The sequence below is a fragment of the Streptomyces sp. NPDC017936 genome (genome assembly GCF_044328485.1).
Taxonomy (GTDB): domain Bacteria; phylum Actinomycetota; class Actinomycetes; order Streptomycetales; family Streptomycetaceae; genus Streptomyces.
On the sequence record NZ_JBIRHK010000001.1, the window covers coordinates 527,027 to 547,772 of the forward strand.

A 20,746-nucleotide genomic window follows, 5' to 3' on the forward strand; every position below is an offset into this window, starting at 1 on the left:
CGCGGTCACGCGGGGGGCGCGGCGGACGGGTCGGGCGCGGCGGGGTCGGCCCGGTCCGAGCCGAAGCGGGCGTACACCTCCGGCCGTGCGCGGCGCAGCCACCGGGCGAGGAGGAGGCCGGTGGCGAAGACGACCGGTGCCAGGGCGACCAGCACGGTGTTCACCGTCGAGGACGCGCCGGTGAACAGGTCGATGTGGCCGACGACCAGGGTGATCGCGGTGGCCAGCAGAAGGCTCGCGGCGATCGGCGCGACGAGGGTGCGCAGCGCGCCCTCCTGGTGGCGGACCCGGCGGAAGTAGCAGGGCACGGCGATCGCGGCGAGGAGCTGCAACAGCAGCAGGCCGATCATCCCCGGCGTGTTGACGTAGAGCAGGAGCTGCCCGTACGGGTCGGCTCCGGCCGCCCAGAAGGCGAGGACGACCACGGCGCCGAGGACGGTCTGGGCGAGGCCGGCGACGTACGGGGAACGGTGGCGGGGGTGGACGCGTCCCAGGCCGCGGGGCAGTACGCCCTCCTCCGCGAGGGCGAGGCCGTAGCGGTTGATGGCGTTGTGGAAGGCGAGGAGGGAGGCGAGGACGCTGGTGACGATGAGGACGTGCATCAGGTCGGCCGCCCAGTCGCCGACGTAGGTGCTGACGGCGGTGAAGAACAGGCCGGCCGGGTCGTCGGCGGCGGCCGCGACGACCTCGTCGTCGCCGAAGGCCTGGACGGCGATCCAGACGACGAACGCGTAGAAGAGGCCGAGGAAGGCGACGGCGCAGTAGGTGGCGCGCGGCACGGTGCGCTGCGGGTCGCGGGCCTCGCGGCGGTAGATGACGGTCGACTCGAAGCCGGTGAACGCGGCGAACGCGAAGGCGAGGACGGCGGCGGTGCCGGGGACGAGGACGTGGTCGGGGGCCAGGGAGGCGAAGGACAGCCCGTGGGCCCCGCCCTCGATCAGGACGCCCGCCGCGAGCAGGACGAGGATGCCGGTCTCGGCGACGAGCAGGACGCCGAGGACCTTGGCGCCGAAGTCGATGGAGCGGTAGCCGCCCCAGCCGATGAGCAGCAGGCCGGCCAGGGAGACGGGCAGCCAGGGCACGTCGGTGCCGAAGAGGGCGTGCACGGTGTCCTGGGTGGCGGTGGCGAGGAGGCCGTAGACGCCGATCTCCATGCCGTTGTAGCCGATCAGGGCGAGGAGGGCGGCGCCGACGCCGGCGGGGCGGCCGAGGCCGCGGGTGATGTAGGCGTAGAAGGCGCCGCCGCTGGTGACGTGCCGGCTCATCGTGGTGAAGCCCACGGCGAAGACGGCGAGGGTGAGGCCCGCGAGGAGGTAGCCGACGGGTGCGCCGATGCCGCCGAGCAGGATCGCGAGCGGGGCCACGCCGGCCATGACGGTCAGCGGGGCGGCGGCGGAGACGACGAAGAAGGCGATGTCGGCGGTGCCGAGGGTGCCGGTGCGCAGGCCCGCCGGGGCGGAGCCGGCTCTCGCCTCGACGGGGTCGGGGGTGGTCACGGACATGAGGGGAAGCCCTTCGAGCGGCGGACGGGAGGGGTCCCGGGCGTGCGGGCGGCCGGGGTTCACGGTCCGGGCGGTGCCCGGACCACGGCGTGCGGGATCGCGCCGGGGATCCCCGCGCACCGGGGGTGACGTGCGCCGGGACCCGTAAACCTAAAGGCTTTCGGTTTCCGCAATGTAACCTTCCGTTGGGCATCCGGGAAGACCTCAGGGGGACGACCGACCATGGGACGGCCGCGCACACCGCTCCTCGACCGCGAGCGCATCACCACCACCGCGCTGCAACTGATCGACGAACAGGGCGACTTCAGCGTCCCGCAGATCGCGCGGCGGCTCGGGGCGCAGACCGGCTCGGTGTACCACCACGTCGACGGCCGGGACGGCATCGTGGAACTGCTGCGGGAGCGGGTGGCGTCCGCGATCGACCCGCGCACGCTGGACCTGGCGCCGTGGGACGCCGCGCTGGAGGCCTGGGCGCGCTCCTACCGCGCCGCGTTCGCCGCGCACCCGCGGGCCATCCCGCTGCTGATGACGTCACCCGTGCGGGCGCCCCGGGTGCTGGAGCAGTACGAGCGGGCCGTGACGCTGCTGCTGGACGCCGGATTCGGCACCGCCGAGGTGATGCCGCTGGTCATCGCCCTGGAGAACCTGGTCCTGGGCTCCGCGCTCGACCTCGCCGCCCCCGAGACGATGTGGGAGCTGACGGAACGCACCCCCACACCGCGGCTGGCCCGCGCCCTGGCCGCGGTGGGCGAGGGCCGCGCGGACCGCGCCTTCGAGGTGGGGCTGTCCGCGTTCCTCGCCCACGCGCGGGCGATGCGGGGGGCGGGGGACGGGACGGCCGGGGCGCCGTCCCGCTAGGGCCTGTCGTCGCCTTCCCGTCGTCGTCCGCACGCTTCTCCGCCCGGCGGCGCCCCCCCGGCGGCCCCTGCGGCTCCGGCCCCGTTCGCGTTCGCTCCACCGCAGGACGCACCGGCCGGCACCGGGCGCCGCCGGCTGTCACCGGAGGCCGTCGGCTGTCGCCGGGCGCCCTCCCGCGACGCCGCGCGGATGCGCACCGCTGTCGTCGTGGCGCATTCTTGCTGTGTCGCCCGTCGGGCGGCGCACGGACGAGGTAGGGCCCATGACCGGGAGTGTCGGGGACGAGCGGGAGCCGGCCGGCGTGCTGGCCGGGGCCGCGGCGGACGGGCTGCGGGCCGCGGGCGGCCGTGCCGGGGGCGTGTACCTGTGTTCCCGGACCCCCGGGCTGTTGCGGCTCGCGGTGCTCGCGGGGCTTCCCGGGCCGCTGTTCCGGCCCTGGTGGCGGCTGACCGTGGACCGGCCGTTCCCGGTGGCCGACGCCCACCGGCTCGGTGTGCCGGTGATCCTGGCGAACGCCGCGGACGCCATGCGCCGCTACCCGCAGTTCGCGGCGGGACTGCCCTTCCAGTTCGGCACGCTGAGCGTGCCCGTCGTGGCGGCGGGACGGGCCTTCGGCGTGCTGACGGTGCTGTGCCCGCCGGCCGCCGACGCCGAGGACGTGCGGACGCAGCGCGAGCGCCTGACGGCCGTGGCGGGCGGCCTCGCGGCCGAACTGCTGCGGCACGAGGCGGCGGGCGGGACCGTCACCTGGGACCGCGCGCCGCTGTGCGTCCGTCCGCCGGCCGGGCGTCCGCCCCCGGGCCGGGTCGGGCACCTGGCCTGGGACCCGGCGACCGGCGCCGTCACCGCCGACGATCCCGCCCGGGCCCTGCTGGGGCTCCCGCCGGACCGGCGCCCGGACACCCTGGAGTCCCTGACGGGCGCCCTCGACCCCACCGACGCGCACCTGCTCCCCGGCCTGCTGCGCGAGGCCGCCCGGGGCCGGCCGCCGCCCTGCCCGGTGCCGCTGCGCACCGCGGACGGGGGTCTGCGGCTGCTGGAGCTGCGGGCGCCGGGCGCCGCCCCGCCGGCCGCGGTCGCCGGTGTCCTGCTCGACGCGGCCCCCGGCGCGCCGGCCGACGGCGCCGCCGACCTGCTGCCCGAGGGCGTGTTCTGCCTGGACCGGCTCGGACTGATCGTCTACGCCAATCCCCGGGCGGCGCACCTGCTCGGCGTGGAGCGCTCCCGGCTGCTCCGCCGGTCCCTGTGGGAGGCGGTGCCGTGGCTGAGCCGGCCCGCGTACGAGGAGCCGTTGCGCGGCGCCCTGATCTCACCGGAGCCGGTGCACTTCCACGTCCGCCGGGCGGGTCCGGAGACCGACGACCAGGGGTCCGGCCCCCGGCCGTACGAGGGCGACTGGCTCAGCGTGGCCGTCTACCCGGGCCCGGACCTCCTGACCTGCACCCTCGTCCCGGCCGGCCGCGTGCCGGACGAGCCCGACGGGGCCGCGCCCACCGCGCCGGCCGGCCCGCGCAGCGGGACCCCGGCCCCCGACGTCGCCGCGTCCACGGCCCCCGTGTACCGCCCGATCGTGCTGGCCATCGCGCTGACGGAGGCCGTCACCGCCCGCCAGGTGTCCGCGGTGGTCGTGCAGGAACTGCTGCCCGCGTTCGGCGGCCGCCGGCTGGCGATCTACCTGCTCCAGGAGCGGCACCTGCACCTGGCGTGGGAGACCGGCTTCCCCCAGGGGTTCCTAGCGCCGTTCGAGGGCGTCGGGCTGGACGCGCGGATACCGGGCGTGGAGACGCTCACCACCGGCCGGCCCCTCTTCTTCGACTCGATGCGGCAGCTGGCGGACGCCTACCCGGGCATCGCGCTCGACGCCACGGAGGGTGCCCGCGCCTTCCTGCCGCTGATCGCCTCCGGCCGCCCGGTCGGCTCGTGCATCCTGGGCTTCGACCGTCCGCGCGGCTTCAGCTCCGAGGAGCGCACGGTCCTGACCGCGCTGGCCGGCCTGATCGCCCACGCGATGGAGAAGGCGCAGCGCTACGACACCGAGGCCGCCCTCGCGCGCGGTCTCCAGCAGGCCCTCCTGCCCCGGCGGCTGTCCCGGCACCCGCGCGTGGAGACCGTCGGACGCTATCTGCCGGGCACCGAGAGCATGGAGGTGGGCGGCGACTGGTACGACGTCGTGGAGGCCGGCGACGGCCTGGCCCTGGTCATCGGCGACGTCCAGGGGCACGGGGTGCAGGCCGCGGCGACCATGGGGCAGCTGCGCAGCGCGGTACGGGCCTTCGCCCTGGGGGACCGGCCGCCCGAGGAGGTCATGGGCGGCACGAACCACCTGCTCATCGACCTCGACCCCGGCCAGTTCGCCAGCTGCTGCTACGTCCGCCTCGACCCGATGACCGGCTGGGCGCGGATGGTCAACGCCGGGCACCCGCCGCCGCTGCTGCGTCGCCCCGACGGACGTACCCGGCCGGTGGAACCGCCGGGCGGGATGGTCCTCGGGGTCGACCCGCGCGCCCACTACCCGGTGGCGGAACTGCGCCTGGAGCCGGGCGCGATCCTCGCGCTGTACACGGACGGCCTGGTCGAACGGCCCGGCCACGACATCGACGACGGCATCACCGCCCTGCGCACCGCCCTGGCCGCCGCCGGCGGCCCCGCCGAGCGGCCCCTCGGCGACATCGCCGACCGGCTCACCGCGACCGCCCGGCAGGCCACCGACCGGCCCGACGACATCGCCCTGCTGCTGGCCACCCCGACCGCCCGGCACCCGGCCACCGGCCGCCCCGGCCCCCTGGTCACCGCCGGGTGATTACGGTCCATCACCCTGCGTACCGCCCCTCGCCCGGCGGCGCCGGGCAGTGTAGACAGGGCACATGGTCCGACTCCTGGGACGATCGGATACCCGGCCGGCCCGTCGTCCCCGGGGCCCTCGGGCACGACGCACGCCCGACAGCACGCTGGGCGGGCGCAGCCTCGCCGCGCAGGTGTTCGTCCTCCAGGTCGTCATCGTGCTGCTGCTCGTCGTCGCGGCGGTCGTCGCCCTGGTGCTCCAGGTGCGGCACGACAACACCCAGGAGGCCCGCAACCGCTCCCTCGCCGTCGCCCAGACCTACGCCCACTCCCCCGGCATCACGGCGGCACTGCGCGGTCCGGACCCCACGGCCGTGCTCCAGCCCAGCGCCGAGGCCGCCCGCGAGGCGGCGGAGGTCGACTTCATCGTCGTCATGAACCCCGCCGGCATCCGCTACACCCACCCCGAGCCGGACCGCATCGGCAAGCGGTTCGTCGGAACCCTGGAGCCGGCGCAGAACGGGGGCGTGGTGGTGGAGGAGATCGACGGCACCATCGGCCGGCTGGTGCAGGCGGTGGTGCCCGTGAAGGACGCCGACGGCACCGTCGTGGGCCTGGTGTCGGCCGGCATCACCACCGACCGCGTCGGCGGGAACGCGGACCGTCAGCTGCCGCTGGTGCTGGCCACGGCGGGAGCGGCCCTCGCCCTGGCCACGGGCGGTACGGCACTGGTCAGCCGCCGTCTGCTGCGCCAGACGCACGGTCTGGGACCGCGCGAGATGACCCGGATGTACGAGCACCACGACGCGGTGCTGCACGCCGTGCGCGAGGGAGTGATCATCGTCGGCCCCGACGGGGAGCTGCTGCTCGCCAACGACGAGGCGCACCGGCTGCTGAACCTGCCGCCGGGCGCCGACCGGGGCACCGTCCGCGATCTGGGACTGGACGACGACACCGCCGAGCTGCTCGCCTCCGGGCGGACGACCACGGACGAGGTCCGGCTCGTCGGGGAGCGGCTGCTGGCGATCAACCAGCGCCCCACCGACCTCGCGGGCGGCCCCGCGGGCAGCGTCGCCACGCTGCGCGACACCACGGAGCTGCGCGCCCTGTCGGGCCGGGCCGAGGCGGCGCGCGAGCGCCTCGACATGCTGTACGCGGCGGGCGTGAGCATCGGCACGAGCCTGGACGTGACCCGGACGGCCGAGGAACTGGCCGGGCTGGCCGTCCCGCGGTTCGCGGACTTCGTGACCGTGGACCTCTTCGACGCCGTCCTGGAGGGCGAGGAGCCGGACTCCCGGGCCGCGCTGCGGCGCACGGCGATGAGCGCGATCCGCCGGGGCGCGCCGCTGTACGCGCTGGGCGAGCGGATCCGCTTCGTCGACACCGCCCCGCAGGCCCGCAGCCTCGCCGGCGGGCGGCCCGTCCTGGAGGCCCGGCTCGCCGAGTCGCCGGGCTGGCGCGCGCAGGACCTCGAACGGACCGAGCAGGTGATGGCCTTCGGCATCCACTCGCTGATCACCGTGCCCGTCCGGGCGGGATCGCTGATCCTCGGAGTGGTCAGCTTCTACCGTTCGGAGCGCCCCGCACCCTTCGACCCGGAGGAGGTCGCCCTCGCGGAGGAACTGGTGGCGCGGGCCGCGGTCTCCATCGACAACGCGCGCCGCTTCACCCGTGAGCACGGCATGGCCGTCACGCTCCAGCGGAGCCTGCTGCCGCGCACCCTGCCCGAGCAGGGCGCCCTGGACATCGCCTACCGGTACCTGCCCGCGCAGGCGGGCGTCGGCGGCGACTGGTTCGACGTGCTGCCGCTGTCGGGCGCCCGGGTCGCGCTCGTGGTCGGCGACGTCGTCGGGCACGGGCTGCACGCGGCGGCCACCATGGGCCGGCTGCGCACCGCCGTGCACAACTTCTCCGCGCTGGACCTGGCGCCGGAGGAACTCCTCGGGCTGCTCGACGAGCTGGTGGGCCGGATCGACCAGGACGAGACGGCGGACGGCTCCGCCGCTCCGGTCGCCGGGGCGACCTGCCTGTACGCGATCTACGACCCGGTCTCCCGCCGCTGCACCGTGGCCCGCGCCGGGCACCCGCCGCCCGCCCTGGTCCACCCCGACGGCCGGGTGGAGTTCCCGGAGGTGCCGACGGGGCTGCCGCTCGGGCTGGGCGGGCTGCCGTTCGAGACGGTCGAACTGGAGCTGGCGGAGGGCAGCCGGCTGGTGCTGTACACCGACGGGCTGGTCGAGGACCGCACGCAGGACATCGACACCGGTCTCGAACGGCTGCGCACCGCCCTGGAAGGGGCGGACGGCTCACCGGACGAGACGTGCCGGACCGTGCTGGACGCGCTGCTGCCGGCCCGGCCGAACGACGACATCGCGCTGATCGTCGCGCGCACCCGGGCGCTGGGCGCGGACCTGGTCGCCGAGTGGGACGTGCCGGTCGACCCGGCGGCGGTGGGCGAGGTGCGGGCCGCGGTCGTCCGGCAGCTGGCGCGCTGGGACCTGGAGGACCTGTCCTTCACGACGGAACTGATCCTCAGCGAGCTGGTCACCAACGCGATCCGCTACGGCGCCCCGCCCGTCCGGGTCCGTCTGCTGCGCGACCGCACGCTGATCTGCGAGGTCTCCGACAGCAGCAACACCTCGCCGCACCTGCGGTACGCGGCGATGACGGACGAGGGCGGGCGCGGCCTGTTCCTGGTCGCCCAGCTCACCGACCGCTGGGGCACCCGCTACACCCCCGCCGGGAAGGTGATCTGGGCCGAGCAGCCGCTGCCGTGAACGGCGACGGGGCCCGTCACCGGGCGGTCTCCGGCGGCCCGGGGAACCCCGCTCCCCCCTCATAAATGAGACTGATGAGTCCATAGAGCGGACCCGCGTACCGACTTAGGTTTGCCTTAATTTAGGCTTCCCGTCGAGTCGATCTGTCACCACTCGAAGGGAATCGATCATGTCCCGCCCCCTGCGGGTAGCCATCGTCGGAGCCGGCCCCGCCGGGATCTACGCCGCCGACGCGCTGCTCAAGTCCGATGTGGCCACCGACCCCGGTGTGTCCATCGACCTCTTCGAGCGGATGCCGGCCCCGTTCGGACTGATCCGGTACGGCGTGGCTCCTGACCACCCCCGGATCAAGGGCATCATCACCGCCCTCCACCAGGTCCTCGACAAGCCGCAGATCCGTCTGTTCGGCAACGTCGACTACCCCACCGACATCAACCTGGACGACCTGCGCGCGTTCTACGACGCCGTCGTCTTCTCGACCGGCGCGATGGCCGACCGCGAGCTGTCCATACCGGGCGTCGAGCTCGACGGCTCCTACGGCGCCGCCGACTTCGTCTCCTGGTACGACGGCCACCCGGACGTCCCGCGCACCTGGCCGCTGGAGGCCGAGAAGGTCGCCGTCCTCGGCGTCGGCAACGTCGCCCTCGACGTGGCCCGCGTCCTCGCCAAGACGGCCGACGAGCTGCTGCCGACGGAGATCCCGCCGAACGTCTACGAGGGCCTGAAGGCCAACAAGGCGCTGGAGATCCACGTCTTCGGCCGCCGCGGCCCGGCGCAGGCGAAGTTCTCCCCGATGGAGCTGCGGGAGCTGGACCACTCCCCCAACATCGAGGTCATCGTCGACCCCGAGGACATCGACTACGACGAGGGCTCGATCCAGACCCGGCGCGGCAACAAGCAGGCCGACATGGTCGCCAAGACGCTGGAGAACTGGGCGATCCGCGACATCGGCGAGCGCCCGCACAAGCTGTTCCTGCACTTCTTCGAGTCGCCCGCGGAGATCCTCGGCGAGGACGGCAAGGTCGTCGGCCTGCGCACCGAGCGCACCGCCCTGGACGGCACCGGCAACGTCAAGGGCACCGGCGAGTTCAAGGACTGGGACGTCACGGCCGTCTACCGCGCCGTCGGCTACCTCTCCGAGAAGCTGCCGAAGCTGCCCTGGGACATCGACTCGGGCACCGTCCCGGACGAGGGCGGCCGTGTCATCGAGGAGAGCGGCGCCCACCTGCAGTCGACGTACGTCACGGGCTGGATCCGGCGCGGCCCGGTCGGCCTGATCGGCCACACCAAGGGCGACGCCAACGAGACGGTGTCGAACCTGCTGGACGACTTCGCCAACGGCCGTCTGCACACGCCGGCGTCGCCCGCCCCGGAGGCCGTGGACGCATTCCTCACCGAGCGTGAGGTGCGCTTCACCACCTGGGAGGGCTGGTACAAGCTGGACGCCGCCGAGAAGGCGCTGGGCGAGCCGCAGGGCCGCGAGCGCGTGAAGATCGTCGAGCGTGAGGACATGCTCCGCGAGAGCGGCGCGTGAGCCCGGGCGAGGGGCCGGGGGCGGCTGCCTCCGGCCCCTCGCCCCGCGGACGCGACCCGAGGGGCCGCGGGCTCCGCGGGGACGGGCCGGCGGGCCGGGGCACACCGGTGGGCGCGTGATCGCCGCCTGTTAGCGTCCCGGCGTGTTCTCCCTCCACGAGCCTCCCCTGTTCACCCGGCTGCGCGCCGCGCGGCGGGTCCTCGTCGCCGGCGCGGGCGGCGGTTTCGACGTCTACGCGGGCCTGCCGCTGGCCCTCGCCCTGCGGTCCGCGGGCAAGGACGTCCACCTGGCGAACCTCTCCTTCTCCGACCTGTACGGCCTGCCCTCCGCCGTCTGGGTCGAGCCGGACGTCGCCGCCGTCGGTCCCGACACCCCCGCCCGCGGCGACTACTTCCCCGAGCGCACCCTGGCCCGCTGGCTCGCCCTGCACGGCCTGCCCTCGACGGTGTACGCGTTCGCCCGCACCGGCGTGGCCCCGCTGCGGGCCGCCTACCGCGCGCTCCTGGACCACCTGGGCGGGGTGGACGCCGTCCTCCTGGTGGACGGCGGCACGGACATCCTCATGCGCGGCGACGAGCACGGCCTGGGCACCCCCGAGGAGGACATGGCCAGTCTGGCCGCCGTGCACGGTCTCGACGAGGTCGAACACCGGCTGGTGGCGTGCCTCGGCTTCGGCGTGGACGCCCACCACGGCGTCAACCACTCCCTGGTGCTGGAGAACCTGGCCGCGCTGGACCGCGAGGGCGGCTTCCTCGGCGCGTTCTCGCTGCCGCGCGACAGCCGCGAGGGTGCGCTGTACCTGGATGCCGTGGCCCACGCCCAGGCCTCCACCCCCGGGCACCCGAGCATCGTCAACGGCTCCGTCGCCGCCGCCGTGCGCGGCGACTTCGGCGACGTGCGCTTCACCGAGCGGACGGCGGGCAGCGAGCTGTTCGTCAACCCGCTCATGGCGCTGTACTTCTGCGTGGACGCCACCGCCCTCGCCCGCCGCAACCTGTACCTCGGCCTCCTCGCGGACACGGTCCTGATGCGTCAGATCAGCTCCCGCATCGAGGACTTCCGCGACGGGCTCCCCCGGCTCAGGCAGCCCCGGGCGTTTCCGCACTGAGGGGGCGTGAGCGGGAGCGCGAGGGGCTCGTTCGCACGCCGCCGGTCCTCGTGACACCGGTATGTCGGCCAGAGGGAGCACGAACGCGAATGGTCGGCGGGGCCACGGGCATGCTGTGAACGGGGTCACCTCCGGTGCGCGGTGCCGGAACCAGCCCGGAGCGCCCCTTCCGCCCGTCTCGCCTCCCACTAAGGACATGTGGTCTTGGCTCTCATGTACCCTGACGCCCCGTCAGCCCGCCGTCCCGGACGCTGCTGGACGATCCGTGTGGTCGGGCACCGGGACCGCACGGCTTCGGTCACCTGCTCCTCGGCGTGCGCGATGCCCCCGCGCTCGCGCGACCTGACGGCCCTGCGCCGCTTCGCCGAGGCCCATGCCGCCGCCCACGCCCGAGCGGCCGCGGTGCGGCCCGACGCCGCCTGCTGGTGCCGTCGTCAGCGGTGCGCTCCGCACGAGGGCGCCCGGGTCGCCTGCGGGGGCGCGGTCGTCCTGGTGCTGCGCCACGACCCGGCGGTCGGCCAGGTGTGGACCCTCAGCGAGGTGTGCTCCGCCTGCGCCCCGCTGATGCCGCACACCCGTGTGCTGGGCCGCGCGGCCCCGCTCCCCGCGGACGCGGGCGGGGAGGCCGCGGGCGTGGGAGCGGGTGCCGGAGCCGGGGTGCCGGAGGCGGGACAGCCGGCGGGCGACGGCCCGTCGGCCGGGGCGCCGCCCCGTCTCGTCCCCGGCGGCTTCAGCGCGCCCGCCGCGGGCGGGGGCACGGGACCGGAGCGGACCGGCGGCCGCCGGGGGCGGGTCGGCCCGCGGCGCGGGCGCCCGCAGCCGGGGGGCGGCGGGAGGTGAGCGGGGACGTCGGCGGCGGACGCGCGGGGGCGGACGGCCTCCGTGGCGCCCGGCGGACGGGCCCACGGAGCCGGCGCCCGTGCCGGACGGTGACCGGGGGCGCGCCGCCTCGGAATCCGTACTGATCCAGGGCCCGTACTGGTTCAGGGCCCGTACTGAGGACCCCACTGCGACCGCGACTGGCGCGGTATGCGCATCGGCAGGGCGCCCGGTGCGCGGCCCGGAGGGGGCGGGACCGGGCTCGGGGCGCCGTCGGACGGCAGCGCCGGGGGAGGTACGCGGGCGGCGTGCCGGGCCGCCAGCAGGTCGGCCACGCGGGAGCCGCTTCTCCTGCCCTCGAGGTGCAGCCGGCCGACGTTGGCGCGGTCGTCGGCGAGCAGGGTGAGGACGGCGGAGGGGCCGGCCGCGTAGGTGGCGATGTATCCGCCCGCCCCCCGCACGAGCAGTTCGCAGAACTCGCCGCGGGCCGTGACGTCGACCAGGCGGTAGCCGACGCCGAGGGCGGCCGCGGTGAGGGCCGCGAGCCCCTCCGGCTGGACGTCGGGCATGTCCTGGGCGAGGACGAGGCCGTCGACGCTCGCCGCCAGCGCCCCCGTCAACCGGGGCATGCGCATACGCAGCCGGTGCAGTTCGTTCAGGACCTCGGCCTCGACGGCCATGACCGGTCTCCTCTCGCGCCGTGAGCGTGATCCCGAGACTACGGAAAGTACCGGACCGGAGTGCGGTCTTCGGCATTTTCCTCCGGAAAGTGCCGTCCGGTCGCCCGCCCGGTCCGGTCTCCGGCGTCCCGTCCCGCGGCGCCGGAGAAAATCGCGCGACGCGCGGCGTCCGGTCGTCGACAATCCACGCGTGGTCATCATGAACGCCGACATGGCGGGAAGCGGCCCGTCCCCCCGGTCCTCGCCGACCGCGGTGGCCGGGCGGACCTTCGGCGCGGTCCCGCCGACGGCACTGGTGCTGCTCGGCATCGTCAGCGTCCAGGTGGGCTCGGCGCTGGCCAAGCACCTGTTCGGCGCGGTGGGCAGCTTCGGGACGGTCGCGCTGCGGCTGTTCTTCGCGGCGGCGGTCCTGATGCTGCTGTGGCGGCCGTCGCCGCGCATGGGTCGTCGCGCGTGGGCGGTGGTCCTCGGCTACGGCGTGACGCTGGGCCTGATGAACCTGTGCTTCTACCTGGCGCTGGCCCGGATCCCGTTGGGGATCGCGGTGACCGTCGAGTTCCTCGGGCCGCTGGCGGTGGCCCTGGCCGGGTCGAGGCGGTGGCTGGACGCCTTCTGGGCCGTGCTCGCGGCGGGCGGTGTGGTCCTGCTGACGGAGGGAGGCGGCGACCTCGACCCCGTCGGTCTTCTGTTCGCCCTCGCCGCGGGAACGTGCTGGGGCCTGTACATCCTGGTCGGCGCGGCGCTGGGCCGCCACACCTCGGAAGGCGACGGTCTGGCCCTGGGGATGGCCGTCGCGGCGCTGGTGGCCGTGCCGGCCGGCGTGGCCGAGAGCGGAGCGGCGCTGGTTCAGCCGTGGGTCCTGGCGGCCGGGCTCGGCGTGGCCCTGTTGTCCTCGGTGATCCCGTACTCGCTGGACCTGGAGGCGCTGCGCAGGATCCCGCCGCGCGTGTTCGGCATCCTGATGAGCCTCGAACCGGCGATGGCGGCCCTCATCGGCCTCGTCGTGCTCCAGGAGTCGCTGCACCGGCCGCAGTGGGTCGCGGTGCTGTGCGTGGTCGCCGCGTCGGCGGGCGCCGCACGCGGCGCCCGCCCGGCCGGCTGACCGCCGGCCGGGGAACGGCCCACGGCCCCCGTCCGCGCCTGCCTGCCGCGTCGGCGTGCTCGTCCCCCGGAACGGCGGCGCCCGCGTTCGCGGCCCGGGCGGCCGGGCCGGCCGGGTGGCGGGCGGCAGGTCAGGTGGTGGTCCCGTGCCGGGGGTCGGCGGCGGAGCCGGCGTCGAGTCCGGTGACCAGGCCCCTCAGGAGGGGGCCGTACTCCGGGTGCGCGAGGGCGAACGCCATCTGGGCGACCAGGTAGTCGGCCGGGTTGCCGGTGTCGTACCAGCGGCCCTCGATGACCTGCCCGTACACCGCGCGGGTGGCGGCGTACGCGTTGATGGCGTCGGTCAGGTAGACCTCGCCGGTCCGGTGCTCGTACCAGCGGCGGGTCTGCTCGCGCAGCTCGTCGATGATCCCGGGGGTGACGACGTAGCCGCCGATCGCCGCGTACGACGACGGGGCGGCGGCGGGCTCGGGCTTCTCGACCAGGCCGGTGATGCGCAGCTGGCCGCCGCCGAGGTCCTCCTTGACGATGGGCACCCCGTAGCGCCGGGAGTCGGCGGGGTCCATCGGCAGGAGGGCCAGCACCGGGCACGCGGTCTGCTCGTAGGCGCGGATCAGCTGCTGGGCGCGGGGCACCGCGGCCACGAACACGTCGTCGGGCCACAGCACCAGCACCGGCTCGTCGCCGAAGGCGCGGGCGGCGTTCAGGACCGGCGTGCCGTTGCCGTACGGGCCGTGCTGGTCGAGGTAGGTGATGTGGCCCCGGCGGGCCAGTTCCGCGACCTCCTCCACCGCGTCCGCGTAGGCCGTCTTGCCGTCCGCGCGGAGCTGTTCGACGAGGGCGGGGTTGGGACGGAAGTGGTCCTGGATCAGGCTCTTGCCGCCGGAGACCACGATGGTGATGTCGGTGATGCCGGAATCCACCAGCTCGCGCACGGTGTGCTCGATGACGGGCTTGTCACCGACCGGAAGCATCTCCTTCGGCGTCGCCTTCGTCAGCGGCAGCAGACGGGAGCCGAGGCCGGCGGCCGGGATCACGGCCCTGCGAATCGTCGGGGACATCGGGTCTCTCTCGGTCGGTCGGCGCACCGCGCCGGCCGGCACGGCACACAGGTGACGCTACCAACGACCGTCGCGGCCCCCCGCCGCCCGCCGGGGGCCACGGCCGACGGGACCACACGCGCACGCGGGACGGCCGCGGTGCGTCCCGCACGCCCCCCGTGCGGGCGGCTCGCACGGGGGTGCCACGCGGTGCTACGGCAGGACGGAGTCGACGTATCCGCCGTCGACCCGCAGGGCGCCGCCGGTGGTGGCGGAGGCGAGGGGCGAGCTGAGGTAGACGACCAGGTGGGCGATCTCGTCCGGTTCGATGAGCCGGCGCAGCAGCGACTGGGGGCGGTGCTCCCGCATGAAGGCGCGCTGGGCCTCGTCCCAGGGCAGGCCGTCGCCGACGAGCTGCCGGACGAACTCCTCGACGCCTTCCGTGTGCGTGGGTCCGGCGATGACGGAGTTGACGGTGACGCCGCTGCCGGCGGCCTCCTTGGCGAAGCCGCGGCTGACGGCGAGCAGCGCGGTCTTCGTCATGCCGTAGTGGATCATCTCGGCCGGGACGGCGACGGCGGAGTCGCTCGCGATGTACAGGACGCGTCCCCAGCCGCGGTCCGTCATCCGGGGCAGGTACGCGCGCGTGAGCCGCACGCCCGCCAGGACGTTGACCTCGAAGTAGCGGCGCCACTCGTCGTCGGTGATCTCCAGCGCGGGCCGGGCCCCGAAGATCCCGAGGTTGTTCACCAGGATGTCGGCGTCGGGCAGGGCCTCGACCGCGCGGGCCGCGCCGTCCTGCGTGGTGACGTCGGCGGCGACCGCCACGAAGCGGCCGTCCGGCACCCGCTCCCGCAGTTCCTCGAGGCTCCCGGCGAGGCGCGCGGCGTCGCGCCCGTTGACGCCCACCGTCGCTCCCGCGCGGGCCAGCCCGGCGGCGATGGCGGCCCCGATGCCCTGGGAGGAGCCGGTCACCAGGGCGGTGCGTCCTGCGAGGTCCAGCTTCATCGGTCCACTCCTCGGCGGTGCGTTCGAGTGCGCTGCTCGTGCCTGCCACCAAGTGCCCGTATGGGCGCGCGTGACGCGTGCCGCGGGTGGGAAGGCGTCTCCAGCGTCCGATCCGCACCGACCCCGCTCGATCACCCGTCCGCCGCGACGACGATACTGACAGTCCCCCGTCGTCCCCGCCCTCCCGAATGGACTCATGCTCACCTCCCCGCCCGTCCCGCCCACGACCCCCTCCACGGTGTGGCTCGCCCGTGGCCGCCACACCGGGCCGACCGCTCCGGACGTCCTGCGCAAGAACCTCCGGGCGCTCAAGGACGACGCGACGATCCAGGACTTCCTGGAGGTCGCCGACGACGACACCGCCGAGGGGGAGCTGACCTTCGAGGCACGGTGGCTGCTGCCCGGCGACGTGACCGTGCGCGCCCGCCTGACGCTCGCCCAGTGGTCGGGGAGCGGCCAGGAATGGACGCTGGTCGCGGAGTCCGAGCGGCCCTGGGACCTGCGCGGGCCGTCGCCCGCCGCGATGTTCTGGCCCTGGGACGCCGACGCCCCGTGGGGCCACGAGACGGTCTCCGGGCAGCGGTACCTCGACATCAACCCGCTTCCGGCGGACGACAAGGACCTGCGGCGCACCCTGCGCGGCGCCCTGCGGGACACCTGGACGGTCCACGTCCTGGTGCACGAGGCGATGACGCCGGACGAGCGGGGCCGCCGGTCGCTGGTCCCGCTGCTGCCCCCCGGCCTGCACCACCGTGTGGTGGAGCACCGTGCCGCGCCCCACCAGCTGCGCACGGTGAACTGGGCGCTGCGGGACTTCGACGTCGAGCTGCCGCGCGGCGGCGCCGTGGTGCTGCCCGGCGCGCCCGCCCCGGAGGCGTACGAGGCGGAGGGCTTCTCGGTGCGCAACGTGTTCCTGGACGGCACGCACCCCACCGAGCTGCTGGACGCGGTGACCCGGTTCGCCGCCCTGCCGAAGCCGCTGCCGGAGGGCGGCGAGGCCGCGCTCACCGCGCTGCGGGAGCGGTGGCAGCTGCTGACGCTGGAGGAGGAGCTGGCCCGCGAGCGTCAGCTGGTGGCGATGTACGCCGAGGCGCTCGAGGCGATGACCCAGTCCCGGGACCTGTACCGGGACGCCGCCGAGCAGGCCCACGAGGCGCTGGCCGCCTACCGGGAGGCGGCCGGGGCCGGCGAGCGCCCGCCGTCGCAGCCGAAGCCCGCGGGCTCCCCCTTCCAGCAGCTGGGCCGGACCCTGGAGCGGCTCAGGGAGACGGCCAAGGGACTGCGGCCGGTCCTGCCCGCCGGGGGTGCCGCGCGAGGACGGGAGCGGGCGCGGGACGACGCGGGGCAGGACGGCCTCCAGCCGGACGACCGTGGGCCGGGCGTCCCCGGTCAGGGCGTCCGGGCGCAGGACGGCGCGGACGAGGCGCCCGGGGCGGCGGCCGGGCGCTGACCCGGCTCCCGCCGTCCGGCGCAGGAAGCGGTCCGTGCGGACCGTCGCGGGTTCTCCCGGGCCCGTCGCGCACGGGACGCCGGCCTCGCGCACGAGGCCGCGCCGTCGCCGGCCGTCGCCCGTCGTCACTCCGTCGTCGCGGTCCGTGCCGGGAGGTGTGACGCGGCACGGGCGGGATACGCGGTGTCCACGGCACCCCGGATCTTCCGAAGGGATCCCCGACATGGGCAGCGAGCACGGACCCGCGGACGGCACCGCCGCACCGTCTCCCCACCGCTCCGACACGACGCTGCGCGTCAACGGCAAGCCGCACACCCTCACCGTCGACCACCGGCGCGTCCTGCTGGACGTCCTGCGCGAGGACCTCGGTCTCACCGGCGCCAAGAAGGGCTGCGACCACGGTCAGTGCGGCGCCTGCACGGTGCTGGTCGACGGCCGGCGCGTCAACAGCTGCCTGCTGTTCGCGGTCGCCCTCGACGGCTGCGACGTGACCACCGTGGAGGGCCTGTCCGGCGACGGCGACGAACCGCATCCGCTCCAGCGGGCGTTCCTGGAGCACGACGCCTTCCAGTGCGGCTACTGCACGCCGGGCCAGCTCTGCTCGGCGGTCGGGGCGATCGCCGAGGCCGAGGCCGGTCACCCCTCGCACGTCACCGGCTCCCGGGCGCCCGCCGGGCCGGTGCCGCTGAGCCGGGAGGAGATCCGTGAGCGGCTCAGCGGCAACCTCTGCCGGTGCGGCGCGTACCCCCGCATCGTCGACGCGGTCGAGGACGTGACCCGGTGAAGCCCTTCGCCTACGTACGGGCCGACAGCCTGGCCGGGGCGGCCGAGGCCTACGCCGCCCACCCCGGCGCGTCCTACCTGGGCGGCGGCACCAACCTCGTCGACCTGATGAAGCTGGGGGTCGAACGGCCCACCACCCTGATCGACGTCTCCCGGCTGCCGCTGGACGCGGTGACGGAGCTGCCGGACGGTTCGCTGCGGGTCGGGGCACTGGTGCGCAACAGCGACCTCGCGGCGCATCCGCTCGTCCGCGACCGCTACCCCGCCCTGTCGCAGGCGCTGCTCGCGGGTGCCTCCGGGCAGTTGCGCAACGCCGCCACCACCGGCGGCAACCTGCTCCAGCGCACCCGCTGCCCCTACTTCCAGGACGTCTCCAAACCCTGCAACAAGCGGCAGCCGGGCACCGGGTGCGGTGCCCGGGACGGCGTCCACCGCGACCACGCGGTGCTCGGCCACTCGGAGCGGTGCATCGCGACCCACCCGTCGGACATGGCGGTGGCGCTGGCCGCGCTGGACGCCCGGGTCGAGCTGTACGGTCTGGGGGGCGTGCGCAGGGTGCACGCCGCCGACTTCCACCGGCTGCCCGGGGAGCACCCGGAGCGGGACACCGTCCTCGAGCCGGGCGAGCTGGTCACCGGCGTGGTGCTGCCGGCCGCCGCGGCGGGCCTGCCGTCGGTGTACCGCAAGGCGCGCGACCGGGCGTCGTACGCCTTCGCGCTGGCCTCCGTCGCCGCGGTGCTGGAGGTGGCGGACGGCGTGGTCGCGCACGCCGGGCTCGCCTTCGGCGCGCTGGCGCACCGGCCCTGGCGGGCGCGGCGGGCCGAGGAGGCGCTGCTGGGCGCGGCGCCCACCGAGGCGGCGTTCGAGCACGCCGTCGACCTGGAACTGGCGCAGGCCCGGCCCCTGCGCGACAACGCCTACAAGGTGCCCCTCGCCCGCAACCTCGCCGTCGACGTCCTGACACGGCTCGCACGGCACCGGGAGGACGCATGACGACCACATCCGCCGTGGGTGCTCCCGCCGAGCGCCGGGAGGGACGGGAGAAGGTCACCGGCGCCGCCCGTTACGCCGCCGAGTTCGCCTCCCCCGGGCGGCTGTTCGCCCGTCCGGTGCCGGCGACGGTCGCGCGCGGCCGGGTGACGGGCGTCGACGCCTCGCACGCGCTCGGACGGCCCGGCGTCGTCGCCGTCCTCACCCACGAGAACGCGCCGCGCCTGGCCGAGCCGGACGATCCGACCCTCGCCGTCCTGCAGGACCCCCGGGTGCCGCACCGCGGCTGGTTCGTCGCCCTGGTGGTGGCCGAGAGCCCGGAGGCGGCCCGCGCCGCGGCCGCCGTCGTACGGGTCTCCTACGACGAGGAGCCCCACGACGTGACGCTGTCGGACACGCACCCGGGCGCGTACGTGCCCGAGGAGGCCAACGGCGGGTATCCCGCCGTCCGGGAACAGGGCGACCCGGAGGGCGCCTTCGCGGGTGCGGCCGTGCGGGTCGACACCGGCTACCGGGTCCCGCCGCTGCACAACCACCCCATGGAGCCGCACGCCAGCACCGCGCACTGGGACGGAGAGCGGCTGACGGTGCACACCTCCAGCCAGGGCACCACGGCCGTGCGCTCCGCGCTGGCCGCGATGTTCGGGCTGTCGCAGGAGCGGATCACGGTCGTCGCGGAGCACGTCGGCGGCGGCTTCGGGTCCAAGGGCACGCCCCGGCCGGACGTGGTGCTCGCGGTGATGGCGACGCTGCACACCGGCCGTCCGGTGACGCTCGCCCTGCCGCGCCGCGCCCTTCCCTCGGCCGTCGGGCACCGGGCGCCCACCCTGCACCGGCTGCGCCTCGGCGCGGACGCCGACGGCCGGCTGGACTCCCTCGTCCACGAGGTCACCACGCACACCTCCCGGGTCAAGGAGTTCGTGGAGCAGGCGGCGACACCGGCGCGGGTGATGTACGCGGTCCCGAACCTCCGCACGCTGCACCGCGTGGTGCCGCTGGACGTGCCCACGCCGTCCTGGATGCGGGCGCCCGGGGAGGCGCCGGGCATGTACGCCCTGGAGTCGGCGATGGACGAACTCGCCGTCGAACTGGGCATGGACCCGGTGGAGCTGCGGACCCGCAACGAGCCGGAGACCGAACCGGACAGCGGCAGGCCGTTCAGCAGCCGGCACCTCGTGGAGTGCCTGCGGGAGGGCGCGCGCCGGTTCGGCTGGGACCGGCGCGATCCGCGCCCGCGCTCGTGCGCGCAGGGCCCGCTGCTGGTCGGGACGGGGGTGGCCGCGGCCACCTACCCGGTGCTGGTGCAGCCGTCGAGCGCTGCCGCGCGGGCCCTGCCCGACGGGACGTTCCTCGTCGAGACGAACGCCACGGACATCGGCACGGGCGCCCGGACGGTGCTCGCGCAGATCGCCGCGGACGCCCTCGGCGTGCCCCTGGAGCGGGTGCGGATCCGGGTGGGCAGCACGGACCTGCCGCAGGCCTCGCTGGCCGGGGGTTCCTCGGGCACCGCCTCCTGGGGCTGGCCGGTGCACGAGGCCTGCCGGCGGCTCGCGGACCGGCTGACCGGGTTCCCCGGACCGGTTCCCGAGCAGGGCCTGGTCGAGCACGCCGACACGACCGGTACGGCGGACGCCGAATCCCCTTACGCGCGGCACGCGTTCGGGGCGCACTTCGCGGAGGTAGCCGTGGACACGGTGACCGGTGAGGTGCGGGTGCGGCGCCTGCTCGGGGTGTACGCGGCGGGACGCATCCTCAACGCCCGCACCGCGCGCTCCCAGTTCGTCGGCGGCATGACCATGGGCCTGGGCATGGCCCTGACCGAGGGCAGCACCATGGACCCCGCCTTCGGCGACTTCACCGAGTCGGACCTGGCGTCCTACCACGTGCCCGCGCACGCGGACGTGCCGGACATCGAGGCGCACTGGGTGGAGGAGGACGATCCGCACCTCAACCCGCTGGGCGGCAAGGGGATCGGCGAGATCGGCATCGTCGGCACGGCGGCCGCCGTCGGCAACGCGGTCCACCACGCCACCGGCGTCCGGCTGCGCGAACTGCCCCTGACCCCCGACCGGGTGCTGCCGGAACTGCTCGGGCACGGCCGCTGAGCCCCGGGCCGCGAGCCCCAGCGGCAGCCGTCGTGCGCCCGGGGCGCGCCCGCCGGGGTGGGCGCCGACCGGCGCGCGTTCCGTCCCCGGACGCGCCGCTCGGGTGGGAGCGGCGCGGTATTCCCCCCGGAAGGGGGGAATTCGGGAATCGAAAACGGGGAATTCGAAGACCGGGGGAATCACCGGACACCGCGCGGCGGACCGCGCACA

General features: G+C 75.4%; 15 protein-coding genes. 11 read left to right on the top strand and 4 right to left on the bottom strand.

The genetic code is table 11. From position 1 onward, the window contains the following. Positions 1–5 precede the first annotated feature (5 nt). Positions 6–1,502, bottom strand: a complete 1,497-nt coding sequence (locus ACH4F6_RS02130; RefSeq protein ID WP_397957905.1) for an APC family permease — start codon at positions 1,500–1,502, stop codon at positions 6–8. A gap of 222 nt (positions 1,503–1,724) precedes the next feature. Between ACH4F6_RS02130 and ACH4F6_RS02135 the strand changes: the two genes are divergently transcribed. From ACH4F6_RS02135 to ACH4F6_RS02160, 6 genes are all read left to right on the top strand, one after another. After that, the gene (locus ACH4F6_RS02135; protein ID WP_397957906.1) at positions 1,725–2,360 is read left to right on the top strand and encodes a TetR/AcrR family transcriptional regulator; all 636 of its coding nucleotides are present in this window, start codon (positions 1,725–1,727) and stop codon (positions 2,358–2,360) included. Between the two features lie 262 nt (positions 2,361–2,622). Continuing rightward, a complete protein-coding gene (locus tag ACH4F6_RS02140) occupies positions 2,623–5,160 on the top strand; it encodes a SpoIIE family protein phosphatase (RefSeq protein ID WP_397957907.1) in 2,538 nt (845 codons plus the stop codon). A 64-nt stretch (positions 5,161–5,224) separates the two neighbouring features. Then, positions 5,225–7,918 (top strand): SpoIIE family protein phosphatase, encoded by a 2,694-nt coding sequence (locus ACH4F6_RS02145; protein ID WP_397957908.1) that lies wholly within the window; start codon positions 5,225–5,227, stop codon positions 7,916–7,918. 169 nt (positions 7,919–8,087) lie between these two features. Beyond that, positions 8,088–9,452 (top strand): FAD-dependent oxidoreductase, encoded by a 1,365-nt coding sequence (locus ACH4F6_RS02150; protein WP_397957910.1) that lies wholly within the window; start codon positions 8,088–8,090, stop codon positions 9,450–9,452. Positions 9,453–9,594: 142 nt separating this feature from the next. Further along, positions 9,595–10,560 carry a DUF1152 domain-containing protein gene (locus tag ACH4F6_RS02155; RefSeq protein WP_397957911.1) on the top strand — a complete coding sequence of 322 codons (966 nt, stop codon included), beginning with the start codon at positions 9,595–9,597 and terminating at the stop codon, positions 10,558–10,560. Positions 10,561–10,827: 267 nt separating this feature from the next. After that, complete coding sequence (locus tag ACH4F6_RS02160) at positions 10,828–11,400, top strand: hypothetical protein (protein WP_397957912.1); 573 nt, start codon at positions 10,828–10,830, stop codon at positions 11,398–11,400. Positions 11,401–11,543: 143 nt separating this feature from the next. Here ACH4F6_RS02160 and ACH4F6_RS02165 read toward each other — a convergent pair whose 3' ends face one another. Beyond that, a complete protein-coding gene (locus ACH4F6_RS02165) occupies positions 11,544–12,059 on the bottom strand; it encodes a roadblock/LC7 domain-containing protein (protein ID WP_397957913.1) in 516 nt (171 codons plus the stop codon). A 199-nt stretch (positions 12,060–12,258) separates the two neighbouring features. Here ACH4F6_RS02165 and ACH4F6_RS02170 point away from each other — a divergent pair, with 199 nt between their 5' ends. Beyond that, on the top strand, positions 12,259–13,161 hold the full coding sequence (locus ACH4F6_RS02170; RefSeq protein ID WP_397958203.1) for an EamA family transporter: 903 nt from the start codon (positions 12,259–12,261) through the stop codon (positions 13,159–13,161). A gap of 130 nt (positions 13,162–13,291) precedes the next feature. Here ACH4F6_RS02170 and ACH4F6_RS02175 read toward each other — a convergent pair whose 3' ends face one another. Next, positions 13,292–14,221: a UTP--glucose-1-phosphate uridylyltransferase gene (locus ACH4F6_RS02175; protein WP_397957915.1), complete on the bottom strand. Its 930-nt coding sequence runs from the start codon at positions 14,219–14,221 to the stop codon at positions 13,292–13,294. A 192-nt stretch (positions 14,222–14,413) separates the two neighbouring features. Then, positions 14,414–15,208 (bottom strand): SDR family NAD(P)-dependent oxidoreductase, encoded by a 795-nt coding sequence (locus tag ACH4F6_RS02180; RefSeq protein ID WP_397957917.1) that lies wholly within the window; start codon positions 15,206–15,208, stop codon positions 14,414–14,416. A gap of 196 nt (positions 15,209–15,404) precedes the next feature. On the opposite strand from ACH4F6_RS02180, the gene ACH4F6_RS02185 reads away from it, so the two are divergent. From ACH4F6_RS02185 to ACH4F6_RS02200, 4 genes are all read left to right on the top strand, one after another. Next, positions 15,405–16,658, top strand: a complete 1,254-nt coding sequence (locus ACH4F6_RS02185) for a hypothetical protein (RefSeq protein WP_397957919.1) — start codon at positions 15,405–15,407, stop codon at positions 16,656–16,658. Positions 16,659–16,881: 223 nt separating this feature from the next. Continuing rightward, complete coding sequence (locus ACH4F6_RS02190) at positions 16,882–17,442, top strand: (2Fe-2S)-binding protein (protein WP_397957921.1); 561 nt, start codon at positions 16,882–16,884, stop codon at positions 17,440–17,442. After that, positions 17,439–18,434 (top strand): FAD binding domain-containing protein, encoded by a 996-nt coding sequence (locus ACH4F6_RS02195; RefSeq protein WP_397957923.1) that lies wholly within the window; start codon positions 17,439–17,441, stop codon positions 18,432–18,434. Before ACH4F6_RS02190 ends, ACH4F6_RS02195 begins: the two co-directional genes overlap by 4 nt. Then, positions 18,431–20,536, top strand: coding sequence for a xanthine dehydrogenase family protein molybdopterin-binding subunit (locus ACH4F6_RS02200; RefSeq protein ID WP_397957925.1), 2,106 nt, complete (start codon positions 18,431–18,433; stop codon positions 20,534–20,536). Before ACH4F6_RS02195 ends, ACH4F6_RS02200 begins: the two co-directional genes overlap by 4 nt. The last annotated feature ends 210 nt before the right edge of the window (positions 20,537–20,746 follow it).